Annotated in this window: 16 protein-coding genes, 3 rRNA genes and 1 riboswitch; of the genes, 15 read left to right on the forward strand and 4 right to left on the reverse strand. The window is 65.6% G+C overall.

Annotated elements, in window-relative coordinates:
• Positions 1-835 precede the first annotated feature (835 nt).
• Positions 836-1729 carry a hypothetical protein gene (locus ACW4TU_RS38160; RefSeq protein ID WP_457420940.1) on the forward strand — a complete coding sequence of 298 codons (894 nt, stop codon included), beginning with the start codon at positions 836-838 and terminating at the stop codon, positions 1727-1729.
• A 73-nt stretch (positions 1730-1802) separates the two neighbouring features.
• Here the strand turns inward: ACW4TU_RS38160 and ptsP are convergent, their stop codons facing one another.
• Together ptsP and ACW4TU_RS38170 are read right to left on the reverse strand one after the other, a co-directional pair.
• Positions 1803-3473 carry a phosphoenolpyruvate--protein phosphotransferase gene (ptsP, locus tag ACW4TU_RS38165; protein WP_457420941.1) on the reverse strand — a complete coding sequence of 557 codons (1671 nt, stop codon included), beginning with the start codon at positions 3471-3473 and terminating at the stop codon, positions 1803-1805.
• A gap of 79 nt (positions 3474-3552) precedes the next feature.
• Positions 3553-4002, reverse strand: coding sequence for a PTS sugar transporter subunit IIA (locus tag ACW4TU_RS38170; protein WP_457420943.1), 450 nt, complete (start codon positions 4000-4002; stop codon positions 3553-3555).
• A gap of 570 nt (positions 4003-4572) precedes the next feature.
• On the opposite strand from ACW4TU_RS38170, the gene ACW4TU_RS38175 reads away from it, so the two are divergent.
• The 13 genes from ACW4TU_RS38175 to ACW4TU_RS38235 all read left to right on the forward strand — a co-directional run bounded on the left by ACW4TU_RS38175 (position 4573) and on the right by ACW4TU_RS38235 (position 20162).
• Positions 4573-6101: ribosomal RNA gene (locus ACW4TU_RS38175) — 16S ribosomal RNA — on the forward strand.
• A gap of 317 nt (positions 6102-6418) precedes the next feature.
• Positions 6419-9542: ribosomal RNA gene (locus ACW4TU_RS38180) — 23S ribosomal RNA — on the forward strand.
• A 98-nt stretch (positions 9543-9640) separates the two neighbouring features.
• A 5S ribosomal RNA gene (rrf, locus tag ACW4TU_RS38185) occupies positions 9641-9757 on the forward strand.
• The 16S, 23S and 5S rRNA genes sit together here, the layout of an rRNA operon.
• Before the next feature lie 109 nt (positions 9758-9866).
• On the forward strand, positions 9867-10475 hold the full coding sequence (locus ACW4TU_RS38190; protein ID WP_457420945.1) for a cardiolipin synthase ClsA: 609 nt from the start codon (positions 9867-9869) through the stop codon (positions 10473-10475).
• Positions 10476-10586: 111 nt separating this feature from the next.
• Positions 10587-13082 (forward strand): sugar phosphate nucleotidyltransferase, encoded by a 2496-nt coding sequence (locus ACW4TU_RS38195; protein ID WP_457420947.1) that lies wholly within the window; start codon positions 10587-10589, stop codon positions 13080-13082.
• 108 nt (positions 13083-13190) lie between these two features.
• Positions 13191-14093: a DUF881 domain-containing protein gene (locus ACW4TU_RS38200; RefSeq protein WP_457420949.1), complete on the forward strand. Its 903-nt coding sequence runs from the start codon at positions 13191-13193 to the stop codon at positions 14091-14093.
• Positions 14090-14422 carry a small basic family protein gene (locus ACW4TU_RS38205; RefSeq protein WP_006376801.1) on the forward strand — a complete coding sequence of 111 codons (333 nt, stop codon included), beginning with the start codon at positions 14090-14092 and terminating at the stop codon, positions 14420-14422. Before ACW4TU_RS38200 ends, ACW4TU_RS38205 begins: the two co-directional genes overlap by 4 nt.
• A 5-nt stretch (positions 14423-14427) precedes the next feature.
• On the forward strand, positions 14428-15321 hold the full coding sequence (locus tag ACW4TU_RS38210) for a DUF881 domain-containing protein (RefSeq protein ID WP_457420951.1): 894 nt from the start codon (positions 14428-14430) through the stop codon (positions 15319-15321).
• 130 nt (positions 15322-15451) lie between these two features.
• Entirely contained in the window at positions 15452-16345 is an 894-nt protein-coding gene (locus ACW4TU_RS38215) for an FHA domain-containing protein (RefSeq protein ID WP_457420953.1), read from the forward strand.
• A gap of 44 nt (positions 16346-16389) precedes the next feature.
• Positions 16390-17124 carry a transcriptional regulator FtsR gene (gene ftsR, locus ACW4TU_RS38220; RefSeq protein WP_457420955.1) on the forward strand — a complete coding sequence of 245 codons (735 nt, stop codon included), beginning with the start codon at positions 16390-16392 and terminating at the stop codon, positions 17122-17124.
• 85 nt (positions 17125-17209) lie between these two features.
• Positions 17210-17683 (forward strand): bifunctional nuclease family protein, encoded by a 474-nt coding sequence (locus ACW4TU_RS38225; RefSeq protein ID WP_006123076.1) that lies wholly within the window; start codon positions 17210-17212, stop codon positions 17681-17683.
• Positions 17684-17966: 283 nt separating this feature from the next.
• Positions 17967-18650: a MerR family transcriptional regulator gene (locus ACW4TU_RS38230; RefSeq protein ID WP_457420958.1), complete on the forward strand. Its 684-nt coding sequence runs from the start codon at positions 17967-17969 to the stop codon at positions 18648-18650.
• A 54-nt stretch (positions 18651-18704) separates the two neighbouring features.
• Positions 18705-20162 (forward strand): DNA polymerase IV, encoded by a 1458-nt coding sequence (locus ACW4TU_RS38235; protein WP_457420960.1) that lies wholly within the window; start codon positions 18705-18707, stop codon positions 20160-20162.
• Here the strand turns inward: ACW4TU_RS38235 and ACW4TU_RS38240 are convergent.
• Positions 20084-20455 carry a PRC-barrel domain-containing protein gene (locus ACW4TU_RS38240; protein WP_457420962.1) on the reverse strand — a complete coding sequence of 124 codons (372 nt, stop codon included), beginning with the start codon at positions 20453-20455 and terminating at the stop codon, positions 20084-20086. The two genes, ACW4TU_RS38235 and ACW4TU_RS38240, sit on opposite strands and share 79 nt — an antisense overlap.
• 112 nt (positions 20456-20567) lie before the next feature.
• A riboswitch (glycine riboswitch) is annotated at positions 20568-20662 on the forward strand.
• 180 nt (positions 20663-20842) lie between these two features.
• On the opposite strand from ACW4TU_RS38240, the gene gcvP reads away from it, so the two are divergent.
• On the forward strand, positions 20843-23728 hold the full coding sequence (gene gcvP / locus ACW4TU_RS38245) for an aminomethyl-transferring glycine dehydrogenase (RefSeq protein WP_457420964.1): 2886 nt from the start codon (positions 20843-20845) through the stop codon (positions 23726-23728).
• A 142-nt stretch (positions 23729-23870) separates the two neighbouring features.
• On the opposite strand, the gene ACW4TU_RS38250 is transcribed toward gcvP, so the two are convergent.
• Positions 23871-24065: a DUF5999 family protein gene (locus ACW4TU_RS38250; protein ID WP_189150690.1), complete on the reverse strand. Its 195-nt coding sequence runs from the start codon at positions 24063-24065 to the stop codon at positions 23871-23873.
• Between the last annotated feature and the right edge of the window lie 227 nt (positions 24066-24292).

Consider the following 24292-nt stretch of genomic DNA (forward strand, 5'->3'; position numbering starts at 1 on the left):
CACCCGCCGCGCGGATTCTGCGCTCGCGGACTGCACACAACGGCCCGCACACCCGCCCGCAGCGCCTCTCGCAGAGCCTTAGGGATCAATCCCCGGTCATCCACCACCGCGACGGGGAGGTTCCGCAGCCCCAACGCGGTCACCAGATCAGCAGATGGTGGTAGCCAGGGTCCTCCATGGCCACCGCATCGCCGGGTCGCAGCTCCACCGACAGCAGCCCCCCGATCAGATCCAGCGCTGCGTGGCGAAGGCCACGTGCTCCGTCGGGTCCGAGCCACTCCCGGACGACGTGTCCCAACCGCGACACCCGGGGCGTCGCGCGTTGCGACCGGGCACCAGGAGAGAGGCGCGGGCGGCACCAGCCGGGGATCCGGGTGACCCCGGCCGAGTCGTGCAGTCGGTCCGGGACACCCCTGGCCCGCTTCGGCGCCACCACCAGGCATCACGATGGGGCTGTCGGCAACGGGCCGCACACAGCCGGAACGGCTTCCTCCGCGACGCTGTTCCTCACGGTCTCGGCCGCCGCGTTCACCCTTGCCGCGATGCTCCACGCCACCGTCTCCTGGAACTCTCGGCGGCCCTCGCTCCGACACCGCCCAGGGCGCGTACCTCGGGGTTCATGGACTCGCGCAAGCCGTCCAGCGCACCATCGGTTACTAACCGTCACCGCGGCTATCGCCACCGGCCCTCTCGGCTAGACCGGCCCTGGCGTCGACATCGCTGTGACCTGCGTAATTCAACACCAACTCGTTCGCGACCGCCTGACCCGAAAGGCATTGTCAGTGGCTCCCATTACTGTGAGTGAGAATTGATCGACTGCACACAGGGGGAAACCATGGCTAACACCGGCCACCCGACCATGCGGCGCGCTCTGCGCCGCGAAATCGCGGGCACCATCGGCCTGCTCACCGATGAGCACGACTTCCGGGCGATGCGGCGCTACCGCACCTTCACCTTCCAAAGCCACACGGCCTACCTCCGCGAGGTGGAAGCTCTTCTGAAGAGCCTTGCCGCCCAGGGCAACCACACCACCGTCGCGCTCTTCGACCCCGAGGAGTACGCCGAATTCTGCGTCTCCACCGGCCTCGCCCCGGACGCCCCGTCCAGCCGCACCCGCTTCACAGCAGAACTCGCCACCACGGGCCCGACCGTTGCGTACGACGGCCAACCTCTCGCAGAACTGCTTCCGCACCTGGTCGACGAGGCCGTCCGACAGGCCACCTGGGAGTACGCCGCCACACTCCTGGCACGAATCGGCGCCTGCGCATCCTGCGGTGAGGACATCGGACGCGCAGCCTTCGCCCATGCCTCGAACCTTCTCGTCCGCATCCTCGACACCGCTCCGCAAGGAAACAGGCACCTCGTCTGCAGTGTGACGACCCCGGCCGAAACACTCGTCGCCGTTCTCCACGCGGACGACGACAGCGAGGGCGACACAGAACTAGACCAGGCCGAAGCCCTCGAATTCACCACGGTCCTGGCTCTCGGCCTCGCCACCCAGAGCCCAGGTGGGCTCGTCATGCGCACCACCACCCCCGGCGCCACCGACCGCATCTACGGCTGGCACCTGCGCGGCAACGGTGTCGAACCGCTGACCGCCGGCGAGGTCTTCGACGCCTACTGCACCGACGCCGAATCAGGCGACCTCATCTCCCCGGAACCGGACGTCGACTACTGCACACCCCCCGACCTCGGAGAAGAAAACCCCACGACGGGCCACGCTCACTGAACGAGCGCGGGCGAGGGGCGCCCCACACGAAGTGGAACGCCCCTCGCCCGACGAGACGCGGGTCGACCGACAGTTACTCGCCCGACAGCACCGCCTGAGCAGCGTCGCGAGCCTCGTCGGCGCTGTCCGCAGCCCGGGCCGCTGCGGCGGCCCGCTCACACTGCGCCAGCGTGTACTTGGCCAGCGACGTCCGTACGTAAGGAATCGAAGCCGCGCCCATGGAAAGGGAGGTGACACCCAGACCGATCAGCACACACGCCAGCAACGGGTCCGACGCCGCCTCACCACAGACACCACAGCTCTTGCCCTCGGCCCTCGCCGCGTCGGCGGACAGCGCGACCAGGTCGAGCAGCGCGGGCTGCCACGGATCCTGCAGACGAGAAACCGCACCCACCTGACGGTCGGCGGCGAAGGTGTACTGCGCGAGGTCGTTGGTTCCCAAGGACAGGAACTCGACCTCCTGCAGGATCGAGCGCGCCCGCAGCGCGGCCGACGGAATCTCCACCATGGCACCGAACTTCGCCCGCAGGCCGGCCGCACGGCACGCGTCCGCGAACGCCTTGGCGTCGGCACGGTCCGCGACCATCGGAGCCATGACCTCGAGGTGGACAGGCAGCCCCTCCGCGGCTTTCGCGAGCGCCGTCAGCTGGGTGCGCAGCACATCGGGGTGGTCGAGCAGGCTCCGAAGACCACGCACACCCAGAGCAGGGTTCGGCTCGTCGGCCGGCGTCAGGAAGTCCAGCGGCTTGTCGGCGCCCGCGTCGAGCACCCGAACGACGACGCGCCCCTCGGGAAAGGCCTCGAGAACCTGCCGGTATGCCTCGACCTGCTTCGCCTCGGACGGCGCGTTCTTACTGTCGTCAAGAAAAAGGAACTCGGTACGGAAGAGACCGACACCCTCGGCCCCGGCCTCGACGGCAGCCGGTACGTCCGCGGGCCCGCCGACGTTCGCCAGCAACGGGACCTTGTGGCCGTCCGAAGTAGCACCCGGCCCGGTCGAGGCGGACAGCGCTGCCCTGCGCTGGGCGGCAGCCGCCTGCAACTGCGCCTTCTTCTCCGCACTGGGTTCGACGAAGATTTCCCCCGTGCTGCCGTCCACCGCGATCACGGTGCCCTCGGCGAGCTCACCCGCACCGGGCAACGCCACCACAGCGGGGACACCGAGGGCCCTGGCCAGGATCGCGCTGTGACTGGTCGGCCCGCCCTCCTCGGTGACGAAGCCGAGCACCAGAGTCGGATCCAGCAGCGCGGTATCGGCAGGAGCGAGATCACGAGCAATAAGGACGTAGGGCTCGTCGCTGTCGGGGACACCGGGCATGGGCACCCCGAGCAGCCGGGCGACGATACGATTCCGCACATCGTCGAGGTCGGCCACACGACCAGCGAGGTACTCGCCGGCACCGGCCAGGAGAGCGCGATACGAGGCGAACGCGTCGTACACAGCGCGCTCGGCAGTACTCCCGACCGCGATACGCCGGTCCACGTCCGCCATCAGTTCGGGGTCCTGGGCCATCATGGCCTGTGCCTCGAGAACTGCCTGGGCCTCGCCGCCCGCCAGATTGCCCCGTGCGTTCAGGTCCGCCGCCACAGCATCCACGGCCTGCCGGGCACGCGCCTGTTCACGCTCCGCATCCTCTGCCGGGATCTGCTTGGCAGGCGGTTCGAGTACCGCCGTTCCCATGTGCCGAACTTCGCCGATCGCCACACCGTGGCTCACGCCGACGCCTCGCAGCGTTGTCACCATCTCACCGTCTCCGTTAGCGCGGCGGGTCCCGCCGCCGCAGTGGTTTTCCTGCTTGCCGTCATTGGAACGGGCGCTGCCGTCACTGCCACCCGAAGAGGCTGTCACCGGCCTTCACCGTGCCGCCTTCAACGAGATCGGAGAGGGAACCGGCCGTGGCGTCGAGCGCCACGATCGGGCACACCGGGGACTTGCCGGCGGCTTCCACGGCGGCGGGGTTCCAGCGCACCACGCTCTGACCACGCGTCACGGTGTCGCCCTTGTTGACGAGCAACTCGAAGCCCTCGCCATTGAGCTGCACGGTGTCGATGCCGAGGTGAGTGAGCACACCGTGGCCTTCGTCGTCAACGACGACGAAGGCGTGCGGGTGGAGCGAGACGATGACGCCGGCCACGGGGGCGACGGCCTCCGAGGGCTCACGCACAGGGTCGATCGCGGTGCCGGGGCCGACCATGGCCCCGGAGAAGACCGGATCCGGCACGGCAGCCAGTCCGATGGCGCGTCCTGCAAGGGGGGACGTCACGGTGGTCAAGGGAAGCCTCCCGGGGATGGAGATTCATACGGGCCGTCACTGTCTGTTCCCGGACGGCACACTGTTGAGCAGCGTATGTCATATGAAGTGCCGGTTCCGTGCGAGAGACGGCGGTTGGCGCCCCTGGAGCACCAGGCAATCAATTTGCGCCTGCTCTGATGCCCCGTGTACAGTCGTTCTCCTGCCTGAGGCTGAGTGACGCGATCAACTGTCCTTGCCTGGCAGCATTCAACTTGTCAGATCCTATCCCGGGGTCTCCTTTCGCATGTTTGCGGAACGGTGGTCAGGGGGACGGAAAATCACTGATAGAGTTTGAAACACCGAAGGGAAGCGCCCGGAGGAAAGCCCGAGAGAGTTTCTTGGGTGAGTACGAAGGAAGCGTCCGTTCCTTGAGAACTCAACAGCGTGCCAAAAATCAACGCCAAGTTTGTTGATACCCCGGCTCACAGGCGTCTGTCTGTGGGTTGAGGTTCCTTTGAAGTAGTAAACACAGCGAGGACGCTGTGAACGGTCGGGCTTATTCCGCCTGACTGTTCCGCTCTCGTGGTGTGACCCGATTACGGGTTGACATTCACGGAGAGTTTGATCCTGGCTCAGGACGAACGCTGGCGGCGTGCTTAACACATGCAAGTCGAACGATGAACCCGCTTCGGTGGGGGATTAGTGGCGAACGGGTGAGTAACACGTGGGCAATCTGCCCTTCACTCTGGGACAAGCCCTGGAAACGGGGTCTAATACCGGATAATACTCCTGCAGGCATCTGTGGGGGTTAAAAGCTCCGGCGGTGAAGGATGAGCCCGCGGCCTATCAGCTTGTTGGTGAGGTAGTGGCTCACCAAGGCGACGACGGGTAGCCGGCCTGAGAGGGCGACCGGCCACACTGGGACTGAGACACGGCCCAGACTCCTACGGGAGGCAGCAGTGGGGAATATTGCACAATGGGCGAAAGCCTGATGCAGCGACGCCGCGTGAGGGATGACGGCCTTCGGGTTGTAAACCTCTTTCAGCAGGGAAGAAGCGAAAGTGACGGTACCTGCAGAAGAAGCGCCGGCTAACTACGTGCCAGCAGCCGCGGTAATACGTAGGGCGCAAGCGTTGTCCGGAATTATTGGGCGTAAAGAGCTCGTAGGCGGTCTGTCGCGTCGGATGTGAAAGCCCGGGGCTTAACCCCGGGTCTGCATTCGATACGGGCAGACTAGAGTGTGGTAGGGGAGATCGGAATTCCTGGTGTAGCGGTGAAATGCGCAGATATCAGGAGGAACACCGGTGGCGAAGGCGGATCTCTGGGCCATTACTGACGCTGAGGAGCGAAAGCGTGGGGAGCGAACAGGATTAGATACCCTGGTAGTCCACGCCGTAAACGGTGGGAACTAGGTGTTGGCGACATTCCACGTCGTCGGTGCCGCAGCTAACGCATTAAGTTCCCCGCCTGGGGAGTACGGCCGCAAGGCTAAAACTCAAAGGAATTGACGGGGGCCCGCACAAGCAGCGGAGCATGTGGCTTAATTCGACGCAACGCGAAGAACCTTACCAAGGCTTGACATACGCCGGAAAGCATCAGAGATGGTGCCCCCCTTGTGGTCGGTGTACAGGTGGTGCATGGCTGTCGTCAGCTCGTGTCGTGAGATGTTGGGTTAAGTCCCGCAACGAGCGCAACCCTTGTTCTGTGTTGCCAGCATGCCCTTCGGGGTGATGGGGACTCACAGGAGACTGCCGGGGTCAACTCGGAGGAAGGTGGGGACGACGTCAAGTCATCATGCCCCTTATGTCTTGGGCTGCACACGTGCTACAATGGCCGGTACAATGAGCTGCGATGCCGTGAGGCGGAGCGAATCTCAAAAAGCCGGTCTCAGTTCGGATTGGGGTCTGCAACTCGACCCCATGAAGTCGGAGTTGCTAGTAATCGCAGATCAGCATTGCTGCGGTGAATACGTTCCCGGGCCTTGTACACACCGCCCGTCACGTCACGAAAGTCGGTAACACCCGAAGCCGGTGGCCCAACCCCTCACGGGGAGGGAGCTGTCGAAGGTGGGACTGGCGATTGGGACGAAGTCGTAACAAGGTAGCCGTACCGGAAGGTGCGGCTGGATCACCTCCTTTCTAAGGAGCATCTAGGCCGCCAGACATTGTCTGGTGGCCCAGGGCCATTACGTCGGCATCTGTCCGGCGGTGGTTGCTCATGGGTGGAACGTTGATTATTCGGCATCTTCAGTCATCTCAGGCTGTGAGTACTGTCCTTCGGGGCGTGGAAAGCTGATCTGAGTGGTGGGAGGGCCGGGCACGCTGTTGGGTGTCTGAGGGTACGGCCGGCTTGTCTGGTCGCCTTCAGTGCCGGCCCCAGTGAACTCGCCTGTAAGGGTGGGGTGGTGGGTGGTTGGTCGTTGTTTGAGAACTGCACAGTGGACGCGAGCATCTGTGGCCAAGTTTTTAAGGGCGCACGGTGGATGCCTTGGCACCAGGAACCGATGAAGGACGTGGGAGGCCACGATAGTCCCCGGGGAGTCGTCAACCAGGCTTTGATCCGGGGGTTTCCGAATGGGGAAACCCGGCAGTCGTCATGGGCTGTCACCCACATCTGAACACATAGGGTGTGTGGAGGGAACGCGGGGAAGTGAAACATCTCAGTACCCGCAGGAAGAGAAAACAACCGTGATTCCGGGAGTAGTGGCGAGCGAAACCGGATGAGGCCAAACCGTATGCGTGTGAGACCCGGCAGGGGTTGCGTATACGGGGTTGTGGGATCTCTCTTTCATGGTCTGCCGGCCGTGAGACGAGTCAGAAACCGTTGATGTAGGCGAAGGACATGCGAAAGGTCCGGCGTAGAGGGTAAGACCCCCGTAGTCGAAACATCAACGGCTCGTTTGAGAGACACCCAAGTAGCACGGGGCCCGAGAAATCCCGTGTGAATCTGGCGGGACCACCCGTTAAGCCTAAATATTCCCTGGTGACCGATAGCGGATAGTACCGTGAGGGAATGGTGAAAAGTACCGCGGGAGCGGAGTGAAATAGTACCTGAAACCGTGTGCCTACAAGCCGTGGGAGCGTCGCTCATCAAGTTTACTTGGTGGGTCGTGACTGCGTGCCTTTTGAAGAATGAGCCTGCGAGTTTGCGGTGTGTTGCGAGGTTAACCCGTGTGGGGAAGCCGTAGCGAAAGCGAGTCCGAATAGGGCGTTTTAGTAGCGCGCTCAAGACCCGAAGCGGAGTGATCTAGCCATGGGCAGGTTGAAGCGGAGGTAAGACTTCGTGGAGGACCGAACCCACCAGGGTTGAAAACCTGGGGGATGACCTGTGGTTAGGGGTGAAAGGCCAATCAAACTCCGTGATAGCTGGTTCTCCCCGAAATGCATTTAGGTGCAGCGTCGTGTGTTTCTTGCCGGAGGTAGAGCACTGGATAGGCGATGGGCCCTACCGGGTTACTGACCTTAGCCAAACTCCGAATGCCGGTAAGTGAGAGCACGGCAGTGAGACTGTGGGGGATAAGCTCCATGGTCGAGAGGGAAACAGCCCAGAGCATCGACTAAGGCCCCTAAGCGTACGCTAAGTGGGAAAGGATGTGGAGTCGCACAGACAACCAGGAGGTTGGCTTAGAAGCAGCCACCCTTGAAAGAGTGCGTAATAGCTCACTGGTCTAGTGATTCCGCGCCGACAATGTAGCGGGGCTCAAGCGTACCGCCGAAGTCGTGTCATTTCAGCATATACGCCCAACGGCGGCTGGGATGGGTAGGGGAGCGTCGTGTGCCGGGTGAAGCCGCAGCGGAAGCTAGTGGTGGACGGTTCACGAGTGAGAATGCAGGCATGAGTAGCGATACACACGTGGGAAACGTGTGCGCCGATTGACTAAGGGTTCCTGGGTCAAGCTGATCTGCCCAGGGTAAGTCGGGACCTAAGGCGAGGCCGACAGGCGTAGTCGATGGATAACCGGTTGATATTCCGGTACCCGCTGTGAAGCGTCAAACATTGAACCAGGCGATGCTAAGTCCGTGAAGCCGCCCCGGAGCCTTCGGGCAAGGGGGAGTGGTGGAGCCGACGGACCAGATCTGCAGTAGGTGAGTGATGGGGTGACGCAGGAAGGTAGTCCATCCCGGGCGGTGGTAGTCCCGGGGTAAGGGTGTAGGCCGTGTGACAGGTAAATCCGTCGCACATCAAGGCTGAGACCTGATGCCGAGCCGATTGTGGTGAAGTGGATGATCCTATGCTGTCGAGAAAAGCCTCTAGCGAGTTTCATGGCGGCCCGTACCCTAAACCGACTCAGGTGGTCAGGTAGAGAATACCGAGGCGTTCGGGTGAACTATGGTTAAGGAACTCGGCAAAATGCCCCCGTAACTTCGGGAGAAGGGGGGCCATCACTGGTGAGAGGATTTACTCCTCGAGCTGGGGGTGGCCGCAGAGACCAGCGAGAAGCGACTGTTTACTAAAAACACAGGTCCGTGCGAAGCCGTAAGGCGATGTATACGGACTGACGCCTGCCCGGTGCTGGAACGTTAAGGGGACCGGTTAGTGCACCTTCGGGTGTGCGAGGCTGAGAACTTAAGCGCCAGTAAACGGCGGTGGTAACTATAACCATCCTAAGGTAGCGAAATTCCTTGTCGGGTAAGTTCCGACCTGCACGAATGGCGTAACGACTTCTCGACTGTCTCAACCATAGGCCCGGTGAAATTGCACTACGAGTAAAGATGCTCGTTTCGCGCAGCAGGACGGAAAGACCCCGGGACCTTTACTATAGTTTGATATTGGTGTTCGGTTCGGCTTGTGTAGGATAGCTGGGAGACTTTGAAGCGGGCACGCCAGTGTTTGTGGAGTCGTCGTTGAAATACCAGTCTGGTCGTGCTGGATGTCTAACCTGGGTCCGTGATCCGGATCAGGGACAGTGTCTGATGGGTAGTTTAACTGGGGCGGTTGCCTCCTAAAGAGTAACGGAGGCGCCCAAAGGTTCCCTCAGCCTGGTTGGCAATCAGGTGTTGAGTGTAAGTGCACAAGGGAGCTTGACTGTGAGACCGACGGGTCGAGCAGGGACGAAAGTCGGGACTAGTGATCCGGCGGTGGCTTGTGGAAGCGCCGTCGCTCAACGGATAAAAGGTACCCCGGGGATAACAGGCTGATCTTCCCCAAGAGTCCATATCGACGGGATGGTTTGGCACCTCGATGTCGGCTCGTCGCATCCTGGGGCTGGAGTCGGTCCCAAGGGTTGGGCTGTTCGCCCATTAAAGCGGTACGCGAGCTGGGTTTAGAACGTCGTGAGACAGTTCGGTCCCTATCCGCTGCGCGCGCAGGAACATTGAGAAGGGCTGTCCCTAGTACGAGAGGACCGGGACGGACGAACCTCTGGTGTGCCAGTTGTCCTGCCAAGGGCATGGCTGGTTGGCTACGTTCGGGAGGGATAACCGCTGAAAGCATCTAAGCGGGAAGCCTGCTTCGAGATGAGTGTTCCCACCCACTAGATGGGGTAAGGCTCCCAGTAGACGACTGGGTTGATAGGCCAGATCTGGAAGCCCGGTAACGGGTGGAGGTGACTGGTACTAATAGGCCGAGGGCTTGTCCTCAGTTGCTCGCGTCCACTGTGTTGGTTCTGAAACCACGAACAACCCCACCCCTTTGTCTGGTCACGGGGGTGGTGCGGTTGATATGTGTTTCACCGTGTTTCGGTGGTCATAGCGTGAGGGAAACGCCCGGTTACATTCCGAACCCGGAAGCTAAGCCTCACAGCGCCGATGGTACTGCAGGGGGGACCCTGTGGGAGAGTAGGACACCGCCGAACTCCTTTTATAGCTCCGGCTCTTGGGCATACCGCCCGAGAGCCGGAGCTTTTTTGCGTTGGGGTAAGGTCAGGGGGCATCGTTGGCTCGTTTTCTACAGGAGGCCCCCGGGTGGAGGTCCAGGAGACCCGCGTCCAGACAGACCGGGTGCTCACCATCCCGAACATCCTCAGCATGGCGCGTCTCGTCGGCGTCCCCGTCTTTCTGTGGCTGATCCTTTGGCCTGAGTTCGGTGGTCCGAAGAGCGACGGCTGGGCACTCCTGGTGCTGATGCTGAGCGGGATCAGTGACTATCTGGACGGCAAGCTCGCGAGGCGCTGGAATCAGATCAGCAGTCTTGGCCGGCTCCTCGATCCCGCAGCCGACCGGCTCTACATTCTCTCGACTTTGGTCGGTCTCACCTGGCGCGAGATCCTGCCCATCTGGTTGACCGCTGCACTGTTGGCGCGAGAGCTGGTTCTGCTGGTGATGGTGGGCATCCTCAGGCGTCACGGGTATCCGCCGCCGCAGGTGAACTTCCTGGGGAAGGCCGCTACGTTCAACCTGATGTACGCCTTCCCACTACTTCTACTCAGTGACGGAAGTGGATGGATCTCGTCACTCGCTGCTATTTTCGGATGGGCGTTCGCCGGATGGGGTACAACCCTGTACTGGTGGGCAGGAGTCCTCTACGTGGTACAAGTCCGCCGGCTGGTCCGTGCGGACTCCATGGCCGATTGAGCTCGCCGATTGGGCGACTGTAGTGGCTCGATGGCCCGCTTCGAAAAAGTGCGGGACAATCTGGACGGGTGAAGTCGGCTAGACCGTCTCTTCAAGGAGGACGCTTCCGACATGAAGGCCGTCGTGATGGCCGGAGGCGAAGGCACGCGCCTTCGCCCAATGACCTCAAGCATGCCCAAGCCGCTCCTGCCAGTGGCCAATCGGCCGATCATGGAGCACGTGCTGCGGCTGCTCAAAAGGCATGGGCTCAACGAGACAGTCGTCACTGTTCAGTTCCTGGCCTCGCTGGTCAAGAACTACTTCGGTGACGGCGAAGAGCTCGGGATGGAGCTCACCTATGCCAATGAGGAGAAGCCACTCGGTACCGCCGGAAGCGTCAAGAACGCCGAGGAGGCGTTGAAGGACGACACCTTCCTCGTCATCTCCGGTGATGCGCTGACTGACTTCGACCTCACCGAGCTCATCAATTTCCACAAGGAAAAGGGTGCGCTCGTCACTGTCTGCTTGACGAGGGTGCCGAATCCACTGGAATTCGGGATCACCATCGTCGATGAGGAGGGCAAGGTCGAGCGCTTCCTCGAGAAGCCGACCTGGGGGCAGGTCTTCTCCGACACCGTGAACACCGGCATCTATGTCATGGAGCCCGAGGTCTTCGACTACGTCGAGGCCGATGTCTCCGTCGACTGGTCCGGTGACGTCTTCCCACAGCTGATGAAGGAAGGGCGGCTGGTCTACGGCTACATCGCCGAGGGGTACTGGGAAGACGTCGGTACGCACGAGAGCTATGTGAAGGCGCAGGCCGACGTCCTTGAGGGCAAGGTCGACGTCGAGCTCGACGGCTTCGAGATCTCGCCCGGTGTGTGGGTCGCGGAGGGCGCCGAGGTGCACCCCGATGCGGTGCTCCGCGGGCCCCTGTACATCGGGGACTACGCCAAGGTCGAGGCCGGCGTGGAAATCCGCGAGCACACCGTTGTCGGCTCGAACGTCGTCGTCAAGAGCGGAGCCTTTCTGCACAGGGCCGTGCTGCACGACAACGTGTACATCGGCCAGCACAGCAATCTGCGTGGCTGCGTGGTCGGCAAGAACACCGACATCATGCGCGCGGCGCGTATCGAGGACGGGGCGGTCATCGGCGACGAGTGCCTCGTCGGTGAGGAATCGATCATCCAGGGGAACGTACGCGTTTACCCGTTCAAGACGATCGAGGCCGGCGCTTTCGTCAACACCTCGGTGATCTGGGAGTCGAGAGGGCAGGCGCATCTCTTCGGTGCCCGTGGAGTGTCCGGAATCCTGAACGTGGAGATCACGCCCGAGCTGGTGGTGCGGTTGGCCGGTGCGTACGCGACGACCTTGAAGAAGGGGTCCACTGTCACCACCGCCCGCGACCACTCCCGCGGTGCCCGCGCGCTGAAGCGGGCGGTGATCTCCGCGTTGCAGACCAGCGCCATCGACGTACGAGATCTGGAAAACGTACCGTTGCCGGTGGCTCGGCAGCAGACTGCCCGGGGGAGTGCCGGAGGGATCATGATCCGGACGACGCCCGGTGTGCCTGATTCCGTCGACATCATGTTCTTCGACGGGCAGGGGGCAGACCTTTCGCAGGCGAGTCAGCGGAAGCTGGACCGGGTGTTCGCGCGGCAGGAGTACCGGCGCGCGTTCCCCGGGGAGATCGGGGATCTGCATTTCCCGGCCAGTGTGTTCGACTCGTACACCGGGTCGCTGCTGCGAAACGTCGATACGACCGGGATCGCGGAGTCCGGGCTCAAGGTTGTCGTGGATGCGTCCAACGGCAGCGCGGGACTCGTGCTGCCCAGTCTGCTCGGGAAACTCGGGGTCGATTCGCTGACCATCAATCCCGGTCTCGACGAGTCCAGGCCGACGGAAACCGCGGACACCCGGCGGTCCGGGATGGTGCGGCTCGGAGAGATCGTGGCGTCGGCAGGTGCCGCCTTCGGTGTGCGTTTCGATCCGGTGGGTGAGCGGCTTTCACTCGTCGACGAGAAGGGGCGGATCATCGAGGATGACCGGGCGCTGCTCGTCATGCTCGATCTGGTGGCCGCGGAACGCCGGAGCGGGCGAGTGGCGCTGCCGGTGACCACCACCCGAATTGCCGAGCAGGTCGCGGCTTATCACGGCACACAGGTGGAGTGGACCACTACATCGCCCGACGATCTGACCCGGGTCGGGCGTGATGAGACGACCATCTTCGGCGGGGACGGGCGTGGTGGTTTCATCATCCCCGAGTTCAGCAGCGTGTTCGATGGTTCGGCGGCCTTCGTACGGCTTATCGGGCTGGTCGCACGGACGCAGCTCACGCTCAGCCAGATCGATGCCAGGATTCCGCGGGCGCACGTCCTGAAGCGTGATCTGGCGACTCCCTGGGCTGTCAAGGGACTGGTCATGCGGCGGGTTGTGGAGGAGGCCGGAGAGCGGTTCGTCGACACGACCGACGGGGTGCGCGTGGTCGAGACCGACGGGCGATGGGTGATGGTTCTGCCCGACCCGGCGGAGGCCGTCACGCATCTGTGGGCCGAGGGGCCGGACGACGCTTCCGCTCAGGCACTGCTCGACGAGTGGTCCGCCGTCGTGGACGGTGCCGGTCGCTGAGTCGACGTCCACACGCGCGTGCCGGACGGGAGTTCCCCAAGGGGGCCTGTCCGGCACGCCGGTGGGGCCGTTCGGAGGCAGTGGTCGCGACGTGGGACGATGTGCGGCATGCCGCAGCAGCCCCCCGTTCGGAGCAACCCCACGAGCCGAACCCGCCCGGACGCGTCCATGTCGCTGCTCACCAACGTCATGGACCACAGCCTCGACGAGGGGTATGCCGAGGCCGCCGCGCGTCGGAAGGCCGCGGGTGACGGCGGGCTGCCGAAGCCGCTGAGAGCGAAGCTGGGTCTTGCCGCCGGGTTGGTTCTCGCGGCTCTCGTGGTGACCGTGGGGGCGGCTCAGGCGCGGATAGCGGCCCCCGTGATCGCCAAGGAGCGGGAAGAGCTGATCGACCGCATCGACCGGGAGACCGAGTCGGCCGACAAGCTGGAGAAGACGGTCGACCAGCTGCGCGACGACGTGAGCGCGCGGCAGCGTGCGGCGCTGAAGTCGGAGGGCGGCGGTGAACAGGCCGACCTGGTGGGCATCCTGTCAGGGGCGACCGAGGTGCACGGGCCGGGTGTCAAACTCGTCGTGGACGATGCGAAAGAAGCCGACAGCGGTGCCGGCGGGGATGCGCGGGAGACATCCGGGTTCTCCGACACCGGGCGGGTGCGCGACCGGGACATGCAGCGGGTGGTGAACGGGCTGTGGCAGTCGGGTGCCGAGGCCATCGCCATCAACGGGCAGCGGCTGACGGCGCTGTCGGCGATCCGGGCCGCGGGAGACGCGATACTGGTCGACAACAAGCCGCTGGTGCCGCCGTACACGGTGCTCGCGGTGGGGGACGGCAAGCGGCTGAGCAGCAGGTTCCAGGACAGCGCCGACGGACTGTATCTGCACGCGCTGCAGGAGAACTTCGACATCCGGACCAGCATCTCCGTGGAGAGCGACCTCCGGCTGCCCGCCGCACCGAGCGTGATCGTACGTACAGCACAGCCGAGAACAGAGACAGAGAAGGGCACATCGTGATCGCGGTACTGGGCCTCGTCGTGGGCGTCGTGGCGGGGTTGTTGGTCCGGCCCGAGGTGCCGGCGGTCGTGGAGCCTTACCTTCCCATCGCCGTCGTCGCGGCCCTGGACGCCGTGTTCGGCGGTCTGCGGGCGATGCTTGACGGGATCTTCGTCGACAAGGTCTTCGTGGTGTCGTTCCTGTCGAACGTCGTCGTGGCCGCGCTGATCGTCTTCCTGGGCGACAAGCTGGGCGTCGGCGCCCAGTTGTCCACCGGTGTCGTCGTGGTCCTCGGCATCCGTATCTTCTCCAATGCCGCGGCGATCCGCCGGCACGTCTTCCGGGCCTGACGCCGATGAGTGACAACGACAAGAACGACGCGAGCGACAAGCACCCCGAGGCGGGCGAGAAACGATTGCGCGAGGAACTGCCCGAGGAGGTCCCTGCCAAGCCCGCGGAGTCCTCGGACGCGCAGGCCCTTGACGTGGGGGCCGCGGTGGACGACGAGGAGACCGAGGCGTCCCTGACCGGCCGTCAGCGGCTGGGGAAGGGGCTGTGGCCGCCGCGGGTGACCCGGGCCCAACTCATCGTCGCTCTGCTGCTGTTCGGGCTGGGATTCGGGCTGGCGGTGCAGGTCGCGTCCACCAGTGACAACGACGGGGCGCTGCGCGGTGCGCGTCAGGAAGATCTCGTACGCATTCTTGATGAACTGGATGACCGTACGCAGCGTCTTGAGGACGAGAAGCGAGGTCTCGAAGATCAGCGGACCGAGTTGGAGAACAGCTCGGACCAGGCTGAGGAGGCCCGGAAGCAGACGGTCGAGAAGGAGCGCCAACTGGGCATCCTGGCGGGCACGGTGGCCGCGCAGGGGCCCGGGATCACGCTGACCATCGAGGACACGAAGGGAACGGTCGAAGCCGACATGCTGCTCGACGCGATCCAGGAGTTGCGTGCGGCCGGTGCCGAGGCGATCCAGGTCAACGGTGTACGGGTTGTCGCGGGAACCTTTCTGGCGGACGAGGACGGTGGGGGAGTGAGCGTCGACGGGAACAAGATCGACACTCCCTATCGTTTCAAGGTCATCGGCAAGCCGCAGGACCTCGAGCCGGCGCTCAACATCCCCGGAGGTGTGGTGCAGACTCTGGAGAAGGAGCAGGCCACGGTTACCGTGGAGCGGGTGGGCAAGATCGTCGTGGACGCCTTGCGAGCGGCGAAGCAGCCTGACTACGCTCGGTCGTCCTCCCAGTGAACCGGGGGTGCATGGGGGCTGTCCGGGGAGGGCATGAGGTTGCGGGGGGTCGGCGCACCGAATGGGTGGTGCGTGGTGGAAACTGTCAGGTGGCGACGGACGTTGTGAAGATGTCCGGGTCTACCGGTAGGTGCAGTCAGGGTTCGTCCTGCCCCACGGGCGGGTCTGTTTCGGTCAAGGGGAATCGCCCGTGAAGTTGTTTGCGAAGTTGTTCGGCAAGAGCGCGCGAGAGGGCAACAGCGACAACGCGACAGCCCGCCATCGCGCACAGCCCGACGCGGACGGCCAGCGTCCGCTGTTCCGGGATCAGGTCGGCGGTCCGGGCGGTGACGTTCCTGGAGGTCAGGGCGCGCCGTCTGTTGACCCTGCCCAGTCCGGGCGCATAGGTTTCGGGGAACCGTCAACCTCAAGTTCGGGTGGAGAGTTTTCCTCCGATCCGTATGCGTCCCATGCCCCGGCGGGGCAGCCGCGGCAGGAGGATCCGTCGATGTCGGCCCTGGTGTGTACGAGGTGCGGTAACCGCAACGCGGAGAACAGCCGCTTCTGTTCCAACTGTGGTGCGCCGCTGCGGGCCGGGGTCACTCCCGAGCGTCCGTCGGAGACGACGTCCACGATCTCCATCTCCGGCATCGAGGCGTACGACGCCGAGGTCACCGGTCAGACACAGATGCCGATGCTCTCGCCCGAGGCGCAGGCCGCGGTGGACGCGCTGCCGCTCGGGTCGGCACTTCTGGTGGTGCGCCGTGGCCCGAACTCGGGCAGTCGTTTCCTCCTGGACAGTGAGCTGACCACGGCCGGGCGTCATCCACAGAGCGACATCTTCCTGGACGACGTGACCGTGTCGCGTCGGCACGTGGAGTTCCGCCGGGGCCAGGACGGCTTGTTCACGGTCGCCGACGTGGGCAGCCTCAACGGCACCTACGTCAACCGCGAGCGGATCGACCAGGTCGCCCTGTCGAACGGTGACGAGGTTCAGATCGGCAAGTACCGACTGGTGTTCTATGCGAGCCAGCGGGGCTACTGACCCTCCTCCGGACTGAGTCCGGGGGGATTCCCCAGGGAAGGTCCATGCTTCAAACACCGAGCGGCGGTGCCGGACACGGCATCGCCGCCGCGGACAGTGGGCTGATGAGCATCGGCACAGTGCTGAACGCCCTGCGCGACGAGTTCCCCGAAGTCACCATCTCCAAGATCCGATTCCTGGAGTCGGAGGGGCTCATCGAGCCGCAGCGGACACCGTCGGGGTACCGCAAGTTCAGTCCGGAGGACGTCGAGCGTCTCGGCCATGTCCTGAGAATGCAGCGGGACCACTATCTGCCGCTCAAGGTGATCAGGGAGTACCTGGACGCCATGGGGCGTGGGGAGGCTGTCCCGCTCCCCACCGTGGGCCGGCAGCGGGACGGTGAGCCGGTTCTGGAGGCGGAAGGACCCACCGCGGTCCGGATCGGCCGCGCCGAGCTGCTCGCCGCCGCCGAGATCGGTGACGAGGAACTCGAGGAGTGGCAGTCGTACGGGCTGGTCGCGCCGCTGCCGGACGGTGCGTACGACGCGGAGACGGTCACCGTCGCCGCGCTCGTCGCCGAGCTGGGGCGGTTCGGGATCGAGCCGCGGCATCTGCGGGTGATGAAGGCCGCCGCCGACCGCGAGGCCGGCCTGGTCGACCAGGTGGTGGCTCCCCTCAAGCGCCATCGCAATCCGCAGACCAGGGCCCTCGCGGAGGCGCGCAGCAAGGAACTGTCGGGGCTCACGGTGAAGCTGCACGCGGCCCTGGTGCGGATCGCGCTGGGAGTGCGGCAGCCCTGAGCGCGGAGGGTCGCCGGAGGGCGGATCGGTCACCCGTTCCGTGCCCGACTACCCAAACATCCCGGGCACGGCCTAGGGTTGCTGTGTGAACGAGCTCGATGTCGTAGGTGTCCGGGTCGAAATGCCCTCCAACCAACCGATCGTGCTCCTGCGTGAAGTGGGAGGCGACCGCTACCTTCCCATCTGGATCGGACCGGGTGAGGCGACGGCGATCGCCTTCGCCCAGCAGGGCATGGCCCCCGCACGACCGCTGACCCACGACCTGTTCAAGGACGTGCTGGAGGCCGTCGGCCAGGAGCTCACCGAGGTGCGCATCACGGACCTGCGCGAGGGTGTCTTCTACGCGGAGCTGGTGTTCGCCAGCGGAGTCGAGGTGAGCGCCCGTCCGTCCGACGCCATAGCGCTGGCGCTGCGTACCGGTACGCCGATCTACGGCAGCGACGGAGTACTTGACGACGCAGGGATCGCGATCCCGGACGAGCAGGAGGACGAGGTGGAGAAGTTCCGCGAGTTCCTCGACCAGATCTCTCCCGAGGACTTCGGGACCAACAGCCAGTGAGCCGCGACAGCGACGGCTGACGAGGCTCGGGCCGCCCCACGGACCCACTGGTCGGTGGGGCGCGTCTTTTGGCCCGCGATGTCACGGATGATGGCAATTGTCAGCGGCGTGTGAGAGCGTCCTGCGGCCGACGCGGAGCACATTCGGCTAGCCTTTCCCCGCGGTGGGGTACGGGAAACCACTCCTTGGGTGATTATCACTCGGCGTGCCGAGTGTGGCGATCGTTGACGCACCCCTGGTGACTGCCTACCGTCGAGAAGGCAGTTCAAGGACGGAGGTCGGCGTGAGAAGCAGCGGCGACGGTACGGCTGGGGGTGCCCCCGGACGCGGTCTGGGGGAGAGCGGCCCGTACCCTCCCCCAGACTCTCGGCTCCGCTCGAGCTGGGGGAACCCTCATCACGGCAGCGCGGCCGATCACGTTCCACAGCGGCCGACGGCTGTAACAGGCAGCGGAGGGGCGACTTCCATGGCGTCCGAGGAGATCGGCTACCGCGGCCCGACGGCGTGCGCGGCGGCCGGCATCACCTACCGGCAGTTGGACTACTGGGCGCGCACCGGCCTGGTCGAGCCGAGCGTGCGGCCCGCGCACGGATCGGGGACGCAGCGGCTCTACAGCTTCCGGGACGTTGTGGTCCTGAAGATCGTCAAGCGCTTTCTCGACACCGGTGTCTCGCTGCAGAACATCCGTACGGCGGTCCAGCATCTCCGGGCGTGTGAGTTCCGGGATCTGGAGCGGATGACGCTGATGAGCGACGGCGCGACGGTCTACGAGTGCACTTCCCCCGACGAGGTGCACGCGCTGCTCCAGGGCGGGCAGGGCATTTTCGGTATCGCCGTCGGCGTGGTGTGGCGGGATGTGGAAAGCGCTCTCTCGCAGTTGCACGGGGAGCGCGTCGACACCGGCGAGACGCTCGTCGGGCTCAATCCCACGGACGAACTGGCGCGGCGGCGCAACCGGGCGGTCTGAGCGGCGCTCCTGGGTTCCGGGGCATTGTCAGTGGCGTAGGGCAGCATCGGTGATGTGAGAAACGCGCCCACGATCCTGCATCTCGACATGGACGCCTTCTTCGCCTCGGCGGAGCAGGCGTCCAAGCCGAGTCTGCGTGGGAAGGCCGTTGTCGTGGGCGGGCTCGGGCCGCGCGGGGTGGTGGCCACCGCGTCGTACGAGGCCCGTGTGTTCGGGGTGCACTCCGCGATGCCGATGGCGCAGGCGCGCAGACTCGCGCCGAACGCCGCCTATCTCGTGCCCCGGGGCGGGTTCTACAAGGTGATCAGCGAGCAGGTCATGGGGCTCCTGCACGCCCTGTCGCCCCTGGTGGAGCCATTGAGCCTGGACGAGGCGTTCGTGGACCTGGAGGCCGGTGAGGCGGCCTGGGACGAGGCGTCGGCGCGGCTTGCCGGTACCAGGCTGCGCGCGGACATACGAGCGGTCACGGGGCTCACGGGATCGGTGGGGCTCGCCGCCTCCAAGATGCTCGCGAAGATCGCCTCGGAGCAGGCCAAGCCGGACGGGCTGGTCGTGATCGAACCGGGGACCGAGCGGGCGCTGCTCGGGCCCATGTCGGTGCGGACCCTGCCGGGGGTCGGCCCGGCGACCGGGGACCATCTGCGGCGGGCCGGCATCAGCACGGTCGACGAACTGGCCGAGGCGGGCGAGGCCGAACTCGTACGGCTGCTGGGGAAGGCGCACGGTCACGCGCTGTACGCGATGGCGCTGGCGCACGACGAGCGGCCCGTGGTGTCCGCGCGGGAGACCAAGTCCGTGTCGGTCGAGGACACCTACGACGTGGACATCCACGACCGGGTCCGGGTGGGGACGGAGGTGCAGCGGTTGGCGGACCGGTGTGTGCGTCGGCTGCGCGGTGCCGGGCTGTCCGGGCGGACCATCGTCCTCAAGGTGCGGCGGTACGACTTCTCCACGCTGACCCGGTCCGAGACGCTCCGGGGGCCCACGGACGACCCCGGGGTGGTGCGGGAGGCGGCGGCCCGGCTCCTGGAGGCGGTGGACACCACCGGGGGAGTCCGGCTGCTCGGGGTCGGGGTGAGCGGCCTCGCCGACTACACGCAGGAGGATCTGTTCGCCCAGGCCGCCGGGGAGTTGGCGGCACTCGAGCCGGTGGAGGAGGCCGAGCGCGAGGGTGGGGAACGGCAGGAGGAGCAGCCCGTCGAGCGGCACTGGACCACCGGGCACGACGTACGGCATGCCGACTTCGGGCATGGATGGGTGCAGGGGAGTGGGCTGGGGCGGGTCACCGTCCGGTTCGAGACGCCGGAAGCGGAACAGCCGGGGCGGGTGCGTACGTTCCGGACCGACGATCCCGCACTGGAGCCGGCGGACCCGCTGCCGTTGGTGACCCTCGCGCCGCGAGGACCCGACGGTCCGGATGAGGAGTTGTCGGATCAGGCGTCCTCCGTGCCCGCCAGCCTGCCGAAGTCGTGGTCCGGGAACGGGGGAGGGGGCGCCACGTCGAGGCCGTAGTGGTGGTAGAGCTGCAGTTCCTGCTCGGGGGAGAGGTGGCGGCCCACGCCGAAGTCGGGAGCGTCCTTGATCAGAGCCCGCTCGAAGGGGATGCGCAGTGTGCCGTCGACCAGTTCGCTGGGTTCCAGGGGCACGAAGGCGTCCCTGCTGAACAGCCCTGTCCTTATGGCCGCCCACTCCGGCACTCCGGTCGCGTCGTCGAGATAGATCTCGTCGATCGTGCCGATCTTGGCGCCGTTGCGGTCGAAGGCCTTGCGGCCGATCAGGTTGCGCGGATCGATGTCGGTCTGCACGGGCCCTCCCAATGGTCGCAAATCATCCGTAAGCACTACAAAAGAGTACTTCGGGGAAGGCGGCCACTCGAAGGTGTGTGTGAGGCCCGCTGATAGGCTGGCCAGTGGCTGCTGACCCCGTGCGGGAGAGTCCTCCGGAACCTCGGAGGGCGCCGAAGGAGCAAATCCTCCCCGGAATCTCTCAGGCCCCTGTACCGCACGGACGAGGTCACTCTGGAAAGAAGAGCGGAAGCCGACGGCTTTCGCTCTCACCGACGGTGAAAGCCGGGACGTCAGTGCGTTGGCGGCCCGGTGAAGCTCTCAGGTTGAGATGACAGAGGGGGAGGCCGTTCGGGCACCCCTGCCGTGGTGCCCCTCGAAGGTCGCGACGACCAGGAGGCCTCCGTAATGACCGCCCACCGCACTCCGCTCGCCGTACTCGAACAGGGAACGCCCTTCGAGCGGCGTCATATCGGGCCGGACCACGAGGACCGGGCCAAGATGCTCGCGCAGGTCGGATACGGCTCGCTCGACGAGCTGACGGCCGCCGCGGTCCCGGATGTGATCAGGAACGCCGACGCCCTCGATCTGCCGGGTGCCCGTACCGAGGCCGAGGTGCTGGCCGAGCTGCGGTCGCTGGCCGACCGGAACCAGGTGCTGGCGTCCATGATCGGACTCGGGTACTACGGGACCTTCACCCCGCCGGTCATCCTGCGGAACGTGATGGAGAACCCCGCCTGGTACACCGCGTACACGCCGTACCAGCCGGAGATCTCGCAGGGGCGCCTCGAAGCGCTGCTGAACTTCCAGACGATGGTCGCCGACCTCACCGGGCTGCCCACCTCCGGTGCCTCGCTGCTCGACGAGGGCACCGCTGCCGCCGAGGCGATGGCGCTGTCGCGGCGCATGGGCAAGAACAAGAAGGGGCTCTTCCTCGTCGACGCGGACGCCCTGCCGCAGACCATCGCCGTGATCGAGACACGTGCCGAGCCCGTCGGTGTCGAGGTCGTCGTCGCCGACCTGAGCGCGGGCATCCCGGACGACATCGCCGGGCGCGAGATCAACGGTGTGCTCCTTCAGTACCCGGGCGCCTCTGGTGCCGTACGGGATCTGAAGCCCGTCGTCGAGCAGGCGCACGGGCTCGGCGCCGTGGTCACCGTCGCCGCCGACCTGCTCGCCCTGACGCTGCTGACCTCGCCCGGTGAGTTCGGCGCGGACATCGCGGTCGGCACTACCCAGCGGTTCGGCGTGCCGATGGGCTTCGGCGGGCCGCACGCCGGATACATGGCCGTGCGCGAGCAGTTCGCGCGCAGCCTGCCCGGGCGGCTCGTGGGTGTCTCCGTGGACGCGGACGGGCACAAGGCGTACCGGCTGGCCCTGCAGACGCGGGAGCAGCACATCCGCCGCGAGAAGGCGACCAGCAACATCTGTACGGCCCAGGTCCTGCTGGCCGTGATGGCAGGCATGTACGCCGTCCACCACGGGCCCAAGGGGCTGCGGACCATCGCCCGGCGCACCCACCGGTACGCCACGATCCTCGCCGCGGGGCTGACGGCGGGCGGCGTCGAGGTCGTCCACGGGGCCTACTTCGACACGCTCACCGTGCGGGTGCCCGGCAAGGCCGGCGAGGTCGCCGCCGCCGCGAGGGAACACGGGGTCAATGTGCACCTCGTCGACGCCGACCGGCTGTCCGTCTCCTGCGACGAGACCACCAACCGGGCTCAACTGGGCGCCGTGTGGACCGCGTTCGGGGTCGAGGGCGACATCGAGGCGCTCGACGCGGACGCCGAGGACACGCTGCCGGAGGCGCTGCTGCGCACCGACGAGATCCTCACGCACCCCGTCTTCCACGAGTACCACTCCGAGACCGCGATGCTGCGCTACCTGCGCCGGCTCGCCGACCGTGACTACGCGCTCGACCGGGGCATGATCCCGCTGGGCTCGTGCACCATGAAGCTCAACGCGACCACGGAGATGGAGCCGGTCACCTGGCCCGAGTTCGGCCAGCTGCACCCCTTCGCGCCCGCCGAGCAGGCGCAGGGCTACCTCACGCTCATCCGTGAACTGGAGGAGCAGCTCGCCGAGGTCACCGGGTACGACAAGGTGTCGCTCCAGCCGAACGCCGGTTCGCAGGGCGAGCTGGCCGGGCTGCTCGCCGTACGCGGATACCACCGTGCCAACGGCGATGAGCAGCGGACGGTCTGTCTGATCCCGTCGTCCGCGCACGGGACCAACGCGGCCAGTGCCGTCATGGCCGGCATGAAGGTCGTCGTCGTGAAGACCGCCGGGGACGGTGAGATCGACGTCGAGGATCTGCGGGCGAAGATCGAGCAGTACCGGGACGAGCTTTCGGTTCTGATGATCACGTACCCGTCCACGCACGGTGTGTTCGAGGAGCATGTCGCCGACATCTGCGCCCAGGTGCACGAGGCCGGCGGGCAGGTGTACGTCGACGGGGCCAACCTCAACGCGCTGGTGGGGCTTGCCAAGCCGGGGCACTTCGGCGGGGATGTCTCGCACCTGAATCTGCACAAGACGTTCTGCATCCCGCACGGGGGCGGCGGTCCCGGCGTGGGCCCGGTGGGGGTACGGGAGCACCTCGCACCCTATCTGCCCAACCACCCCCTGCAGCCCGCGGCCGGGCCCGAGACCGGTGTGGGGCCGATCTCGGCGGCGCCCTGGGGTTCCGCGGGCATTCTGCCGATCTCGTGGGCGTACGTCCGGCTGATGGGCGGTGACGGTCTCAAGCGGGCCACACAGGTGGCCGTGCTGAGCGCCAACTACATCGCCAAGCGGCTGGAGCCGCACTACCCGGTGCTCTACACCGGGCCCGGTGGGCTGGTCGCGCACGAGTGCATCATCGATCTGCGGCCGATCAGCAAGGCGACGGGCGTGAGCGTCGACGACATCGCCAAGCGGCTGATCGACTACGGCTTCCACGCGCCGACGATGTCGTTCCCGGTGGCCGGGACGCTGATGATCGAGCCGACCGAGTCCGAGGACCTGGGGGAGCTGGACCGGTTCTGCGCGGCGATGATCGCCATTCGCGGTGAGATCGAGAAGGTCGGCGCGGGCGGCTGGCCGGCCGGCGACAACCCGCTGCGGAACGCCCCGCACACCGCCGCCGCGCTCGGCGGGGAGTGGACGCACGCCTACACGCGCGAGGAGGCGGTCTTCCCGGCCGGGGTCTCGGCGGCGGACAAGTACTGGCCGCCGGTGCGCCGGATCGACCAGGCCTTCGGTGACCGGAACCTGGTCTGTTCCTGCCCGCCGCTGGACGCCTACGAGGAGTAGTCACCCTCGGACATGCGTCGGGGCCGGTTCGCAGCAGGTGTCTGCGGGCCGGCCCCTCTTCGTCTGTTCAGTTGTTCGGGCAGTCGCTGCGGGCAGTCGCTCCTGACGTCGGGAGGCTGCCCTTCGTCCGTGTGCGCGGCCGTCAGGCTGCCGTCATCGCCGCTGGGCGGTGCGGGGCGATGATCTGACCGTCGGGCAGGAGCTCACCGGTGTCCTCGAAGAGGAGGACGCCATTGCACAGCAGGCTCCATCCCTGTTCCGGGTGGTGCGCCATGAGTCGGGCTGACTCCCGGTCGGTGGAGTGAGCTGTCGGGCACGGCGGCTGGTGCTGGCACATTGATGGGATCTTTCGCTCTGTCATGGAGTGTGAGATGGCTGTGGTGTCTGTTTTGCGGCTCGAAGCACTGTTCATGGCCGCTCCCCGTTGTGATAAATCGTTTCGAACCCAGTGTTGCCCCACGGGCGTCAATCCGCAGGTATTTAGCCGTACCACTTCTCACAGGTTCAAGACGCATCACCCGGGCGGACGGTTCAGCCCAACTGGGCTGTCCCTTTGGGTGGTTC

This window comes from Streptomyces kryoterrae (genome assembly GCF_054072135.1).